This window comes from Enterococcus sp. RTP21361st1_A6_RTP21361_211029, assembly GCF_040910045.1.
GTDB classification, from domain to species: Bacteria; Bacillota; Bacilli; order Lactobacillales; family Enterococcaceae; genus Enterococcus_D; species Enterococcus_D gallinarum.
Genome location: NZ_JBDGBK010000130.1, coordinates 1 through 6,239, shown reverse-complemented (window position 1 = coordinate 6,239; position 6,239 = coordinate 1). Strand labels below are relative to the sequence as shown.

The following is a 6,239-nucleotide window of genomic DNA, read 5'->3' as shown; positions in this document are numbered from 1 at the left end:
AGCCAATGCCGCTAGTCATCAGGAATGGTGAATTAACACTTGATACTGAAAGGCAGCTTTTGACTAAGACCGGAACAGAGATCCATTTAACCAAAAATGAGTACCGAATTTTAACTGTTTTGTTCCAACATCTAGGCAAAGTCGTAACGTACCAAACGTTGGCGACAGAAGTTTGGGGACCTTATGGCACTGATCCGCAAGTATTGCGGGTCAATATGTCAAATATACGAAAAAAGATCGAGACCAATACCATCAGTCCCGAATACTTGATCACTGAGATTGGTCTCGGTTATCGCTTAAGGGATCATCGCGACTTGTGAGGATTTTTAACAAGAGAAAGCAGACTGTTTTTCTATGAGGAAAGACAGTCTGCTTTTTTCTATTATCATGGACTAAAAATCGAACACGCTTGTGCTTAGACGGTATCAGAACTTTAATCGTTAGCTTTGGTTTTTATTTAGACTAGCCATCAATCCTCTGAAGTCCAAAGAAAGGAGAGCAGAGGAAATTACTTTTTCATAACCCATTAGTACATGATTGAAAGGTTTTAAAGATTAGGCTGCTACGCTATTTAAAGAAGGCTATTCTTTGATTTTAGAAATCGTACGTCGAACTTTCGCAATGGAGTCTTGGGATTTGTTGCGGTTGATAAACATCAAAATCACATAGAGCGAATCGATGATACTTAGTTGAGAGATTCTGGAAGCAAGAGCTTCTGAACGAAATTCGATCTCTTCGGAAACAGAAATAAATACGACATCCCCTAATTTGGCTAGCGGAGATGCTGCGTGACTGGTAATAACGATAACTTTGGCGCCGCAATCTTTGGCGACTTGCGCAAGTTCAATCGTTTCTTTCGATTTACCCGTATGAGAAATCAACAGGGCACAATCTTCTGGGGTCAGTAACGCTGCTTCCATCAACTGAATGTGATAATCCGCACTGTGAACGACAGAAATCGGTGAGCGCAAGAATTTATGGTATGCATCAGCTGCAACGATTTCAGAACCGCCTACGCCAAAAAAGAACAATCGCTTGGCACTGTCGATCATTTGGACGGCTTGTTTCAAATCTTCTTCTTGCAGTAGTTTTCGCGTATCGGTCAATGTGGTGAGGTTGGAATCAAAGACTTTGCGCGCCATGGTCAGCTCGTTATCTGATTGCTGAATATTTTCGTGGAAAGAGATGGCGGATAAATCATTTTCTTGCATCAACATGGCCATCTTAAAGTCTTTAAAACCGTTGTAACCAAGTTTTTTTGTAAATTGAAAAAATGTCGAATCCGCCATTCCTAGCTCATTTGCTAAATCACTAATGGAACTATGGCTAACCTTACTGGGGTTTTCGAGTATGTAATCGGCGATTGCTTGTTCTTTGGGGCTTAAGTCTTTATAGAGGGTCTTGATTTTTAAGCGAATCGATATAGTCATAGTGTTTTTCTCCTTTTTCAATACATTCCGAAGCCTTCATTTTTAAAGTACAACGATTTCCAAAGAAATGCAAATAAAAAATATTTTTTATTATTTATATTTACAAAAAATATTTTTTTGTATAATGAAGATAGAAATGGAGGCGCTATCATGGAGATTGGTATTATCGGTCTTGGCAAAATGGGCTTGAACTTAGCAAGCAATTTAAAAGATCATGGCTATCGAACGAAAGGGCTGGATCTTTCAGAACAAGCACGACTTGCTGCACGAAGGGAGGGAATAGAAACATATGAGACTATCAGCCAAATGGTCGCTTCATTTACTGGCAAACGAGTCATCTGGCTGATGCTGCCAGCAGGGGAAATCACAGAATCGGTACTAAAAGACTTGCTGCCACTTGTTTTACCAGAAGATATCGTGATAGAAGGTGGAAATTCAAATTATAAAGATTCGATTCGACGAGGGAAACAATTTTCAGACAAAGAGGTTGCCTATTTGGATTGCGGCACTTCAGGAGGAATCTCCGGTGCGCGCAAGAATGCTTGTCTGATGGTCGGCGGCGACTTAAATGCCTTTCATTCGATCGAACAAGTATTCAAAAATGTTGCTATTGAGGGCGGATATCTTTATGCAGGCGTATCAGGAAGCGGTCATTTCTTGAAGATGATCCACAACGGGATCGAATATGGCATGATGCAAGCAATCGGTGAAGGGTTCCAACTGATTGAGCAGAGTGAGTATGCTTTTGATTTAGCAGCAGTAGCCCATGTCTGGAACCACGGATCGGTAATCCGCAGCTGGTTGATGGAGATTGCCGAAGCACAATTTTCCAACAGCCCCCACTTAGAAGAATATCGGGGTATCGTTGCTGCTTCAGGAGAAGCCAAATGGACGGTGGAAACAGCACTGGAAATGGACGTTGCCGTTCCAACAATTGCATTAAGTCTTTTCATGAGAAATTTATCACAAGAACAAGACAGCTTCTCAGCAAAAGTGGTGTCTGCGCTGAGAAATGGATTTGGCGGACACGAAATCGTAACAAAAACGGAATAAAGGAAGGAGACTTAGGATGCTTGAGTATAAGATTGCGATAGTCAACTCTAGTAGTTTTGGCAAAATATTTCCTCAACATATCCAGAGGCTCGAAAAAATCGGCACAGTGACTCATTTTGATGTGGAAAGTGACATTTCCGGGAAGGAATTGGCGCAACGTTTACAAGGTTATAATCTGATCATCGCCAGTGTGACGCCTCACTTTACAGAGGAATTTTTTGAACACAAAGATGAGCTATTATTGATCACTCGTCATGGTATTGGCTACAACAATATCGATCTAGCAGCTGCACGTAACCATCAAACGATCGTTTCGATCATCCCAGCATTGGTGGAACGAGATGCGGTGGCAGAAAATAATGTGACGAATCTGTTGGCGCTTTTGCGGTGTACCGTAGAGTCATCTGTGAAAGTTCGGCAAGATCAATGGGAGTCACGAGCCAAATTCGTCGGGCGAGCATTGTTCAATAAAACAGTAGGTGTCATAGGTGTAGGCAACACAGGAAGTTGTGTCGTGGAGATTTTGCGCAATGGGTTTCGCTGTGAGGTATTAGCCTATGATCCCTATCAATCAGCACTCCACATACAAAGTTATGGCGGGAAGAAAGTTGAGTTAGATGAGTTACTGACTCGTTCAGACATCATTTGTCTGTGTGCCAATTTGACAGATGAAAATTATCATATGATTTCAACCAAAGAAATTGAAAAAATGAAAGACCAAGTATATTTGTCAAATAGTGCTCGCGGAGCACTTTTAGATGAACAAGCAATTGTAAACGGTTTAAAATCCGGGAAGATCGCTGGCTTAGCGACAGATGTTTTAGAAGAAGAACCGGGGCGCAAGGATCACCCATACCTGGCATTTGATAACGTAATCATGACACCTCATACGTCTGCTTACACAATGGAGTGTCTCGAACAGATGGGAGAAAAATGTGTGACGGACATCGAACAGATCATTCAAGGGCAATTACCAGAACGAGCTGTTCAAGATCAAAGCGATTTTCTTGTTTTCTCATAAGGAGGGAAGGAAATGTTAACTGATTTAAAAGTAAAAGTTGGTCCTCAGTTTTATCGTTACCATGAAGGTGCATTAGCCCATATTCCAGAGCTGCTGCAAGAATATCAAGCCAAACGATTATTAATCGTTCATGGCTCGATTTCATGGCAAAAAGCGCAACCCAAATTGACTTTTATCAACGAGGCGCCCCAGGATGTTTTTTATCATCAGTATACTGGGGAATGCAGTTACTACGGTGCAAATTTGATCAAAGATCAAGTAGAAGCACATCACATTGACTTTATCATCGGTGTCGGCGGCGGAAAATTGACCGATTTGGTCGGGTACGCAGCCCATCTGACCAATACGCCATTTGGTGTCGTGCCAACCTTAGCAAGTAATTGTGCACCATGGACACCGTTAGCTGTGATGTATAAAGAAAACGGCGAATCTGAAGGAATGTCAGAGCACTTCTTGCGGCAAGCAGCTTTTTTGATTACAGATCCGACACTAGTGATTGATGCGCCAGTTTCCTACTTTATTGCTGGACTAGCAGATACCTTAGCAAAGTGGTATGAATCAGAAACAATTTTGGCGCAACCACAGCTTCAACATGAGCCTTTTCTACAATTGGCTGGCTACACAGCCAAACTATGCGAGAAAGCGATTGTATCTCAGTCAAAACAAGCAATCCAAGATATGGAAGAGCAAAAGGTAACAGAAGAATTCATTCACTTGTCAGAGATTGTGTTTGCAGTTGCCGGTTTAGTTGGTGGATTGGGTGACAAATACGCCCGCAATGCGGCAGCCCATGCGATGCATGACGCAATCAGCAAATATCTACCAGCAAGTCATCAGTTTTTGCATGGTGAAAAAGTTGCTTACGGCATTTTTTATCAATTAGCGATTGAAGAAAGATGGACGGTCATTGATCAGTTATTGCCGTTTTATCGAGAATTGCAGTTGCCAATGTCCCTGCATCAAATGGGGATCTATCCAGAAGACCCGCAAGTGATCGATCAGTTAGTGGCATTTGTTGATTCAAAAGAGAAAGTTCATCTGATTCCGGTTTCTATAACGAAAGAACGGCTGAAAAAAGCACTTTTAGATTTAGAAAACTATATCGAGCAGGTTTAGGAGGAGGAAAAATGGAAACTTTAAGCATTACACAGAGTTTACTGATTGCTTTATGGGTTGCGGCAGTCATGTCTAGATGGCTTGGTGGTGGGGCAACACTAACCCTTCGTTTCTCGCCATTGATGACTGGGTTGGTTGTTGGGATCGTGATGGGGGATGTAGCGCAGGCGATGATCGTTACTGCTGCACTACAGATGATTTATATGGGGGTCTTCTCTCCCGGCGGCTCAATGCCAGCTGAACCATCGATTGCTGCGGCTATTGCTGTACCGGTAGCATTATTAGGTAATCTGAAGCCCGAAGCGGCGATCGCAGTTGCTGTCCCAGTGGGACTTTTAGGCAGTTATTTGTATCAGTTCCGGTTCTTTATCAATACATTTTTAGGGAAATATACGGATAAAGCAGTGGAAGACATGAATACAAAAGCAATTACTCGTTCGATCATTTTGTATCCAACGTTGGCCTCATTTATTTTATTTGTACCGCTTGTTTTCATCGCACTTTATCTGGGTGCACCACTGATCGCTGATGTCATCAATGCCCTTGAAGGGACTGTCGTCATCCATATTCTGGAGGTAGTAGGTGGTGGCTTGGCAGCGATCGGGATTGCAACGACTGTTTATGTCATTGGTCGGAAAGATTACATGGTTTTCTTTTTCCTTGCCTATTTTATGAGTGTCGTACTGAAATCATTGGAAATCACTATGGTTACTTACGCAATCTTTGGTGTTCTGATCGCATTGATCTTTGTACAATCACAAAAAGGAAAATTAGCTCCAGCTGCTGAAACGAATACGTCCAATGCATCCTTTGATGAGGACGATTACGATGATGGATTCTAAGAAACAAGGAGGAAGGAAAAAATGACAGAATCAGTGAAAGCAACACAGATCGCTCCAGAGGAGATCACAAAAAAAGATGTCACGAAAGCATATCTTCGCTGGCACTTTGCCAACGAGATCCCTCATTCATTTGAACGCTATCTGGCACCGTCACTTTTATACGCAATGATGCCGATTTTACGAAAATTATATAAGAACGAAGACGCCCTCAAGGCTGCCTATAAGCGGCAACTGCTCTTTTTCAACACGCAATTGAGCTGGGGGGGCGGCGTGATCACAGGCCTGATGTCTTCTATGGAACAGCAGCGGGCAGAAGAAGAACATGAAAACAAAGAAGTTCTGATGCAAGATGATTTGATGTACAACACAAAAGCAGGGTTGATGGGTGCTTTAGCAGGGATCGGTGATGCGATCGATTCTGGAACAGTACAGTATATCTTTATTGCGATCGCTGTCCCATGGGCCCAGCAGGGAAGTCCGCTAGGTGCATTGTTCCCATTTGCCTGTTTCGCTTTATACCAAGCATTTTTAGGTGTATTTTTTGCTCGACAAGCTTTTGCAATGGGACGAAACGCGACCGGATTGATGCAAAGCACCGGTGTTCAGACAGCAATCGAAACGTTGTCTGTTCTCGGGTTGTTTATGATGGGGGTCTTAGCTGGAAACTATGTCAATGTTTCTTCTTCGCTGAAATTTGATATTTCAGGACGAGAATTTATCATTCAAGATATTCTTGACCAGATTGTTCCAGGTATCTTGCCATTGGCTGTTGTAATG

Annotated in this window: 7 protein-coding genes; 6 read left to right on the top strand and 1 reads right to left on the bottom strand. The window is 42.4% G+C overall.

Annotation, left to right across the window (positions count from 1 at the left end; all coding sequences use genetic code 11):
* The coding region (locus AB5Z52_RS15680) for a winged helix-turn-helix domain-containing protein (protein ID WP_368267000.1) at positions 1 to 320 on the top strand (320 nt) is incomplete at its 5' end.
* Positions 321 to 581: 261 nt separating this feature from the next.
* Here AB5Z52_RS15680 and AB5Z52_RS15675 read toward each other — a convergent pair.
* Entirely contained in the window at positions 582 to 1,430 is an 849-nt protein-coding gene (locus tag AB5Z52_RS15675) for a MurR/RpiR family transcriptional regulator (RefSeq protein WP_003125570.1), read from the bottom strand.
* A 150-nt stretch (positions 1,431 to 1,580) separates the two neighbouring features.
* On the opposite strand from AB5Z52_RS15675, the gene gnd reads away from it, so the two are divergent.
* The 5 genes from gnd to AB5Z52_RS15650 all read left to right on the top strand — a co-directional run.
* Positions 1,581 to 2,483 carry a phosphogluconate dehydrogenase (NAD(+)-dependent, decarboxylating) gene (gnd, locus tag AB5Z52_RS15670; protein WP_021150371.1) on the top strand — a complete coding sequence of 301 codons (903 nt, stop codon included), beginning with the start codon at positions 1,581 to 1,583 and terminating at the stop codon, positions 2,481 to 2,483.
* Between the two features lie 16 nt (positions 2,484 to 2,499).
* The gene (locus tag AB5Z52_RS15665; protein ID WP_005470517.1) at positions 2,500 to 3,504 is read left to right on the top strand and encodes a D-isomer specific 2-hydroxyacid dehydrogenase family protein; all 1,005 of its coding nucleotides are present in this window, start codon (positions 2,500 to 2,502) and stop codon (positions 3,502 to 3,504) included.
* Positions 3,505 to 3,516: 12 nt separating this feature from the next.
* A complete protein-coding gene (locus AB5Z52_RS15660; RefSeq protein WP_021150369.1) occupies positions 3,517 to 4,620 on the top strand; it encodes an iron-containing alcohol dehydrogenase family protein in 1,104 nt (367 codons plus the stop codon).
* An 11-nt stretch (positions 4,621 to 4,631) separates the two neighbouring features.
* Positions 4,632 to 5,462, top strand: coding sequence for a PTS sugar transporter subunit IIC (locus AB5Z52_RS15655; protein WP_003125578.1), 831 nt, complete (start codon positions 4,632 to 4,634; stop codon positions 5,460 to 5,462).
* A gap of 21 nt (positions 5,463 to 5,483) precedes the next feature.
* The coding region (locus AB5Z52_RS15650) for a PTS system mannose/fructose/sorbose family transporter subunit IID (protein ID WP_368266998.1) at positions 5,484 to 6,239 on the top strand (756 nt) is incomplete at its 3' end.

What these genes read in the sequence shown, in the direction of transcription:
- gnd (WP_021150371.1), top strand. Translation starts at nt 1,581, where the DNA reads ATGGAGATTGGTATTATCGGTCTTGGCAAAATGGGCTTGAACTTAGCA.
- AB5Z52_RS15660 (WP_021150369.1), top strand. Translation starts at nt 3,517, where the DNA reads ATGTTAACTGATTTAAAAGTAAAAGTTGGTCCTCAGTTTTATCGTTAC.
- AB5Z52_RS15655 (WP_003125578.1), top strand. Translation starts at nt 4,632, where the DNA reads ATGGAAACTTTAAGCATTACACAGAGTTTACTGATTGCTTTATGGGTT.
- AB5Z52_RS15675 (WP_003125570.1), bottom strand. Translation starts at nt 1,430, where the DNA reads ATGACTATATCGATTCGCTTAAAAATCAAGACCCTCTATAAAGACTTA.
- AB5Z52_RS15665 (WP_005470517.1), top strand. Translation starts at nt 2,500, where the DNA reads ATGCTTGAGTATAAGATTGCGATAGTCAACTCTAGTAGTTTTGGCAAA.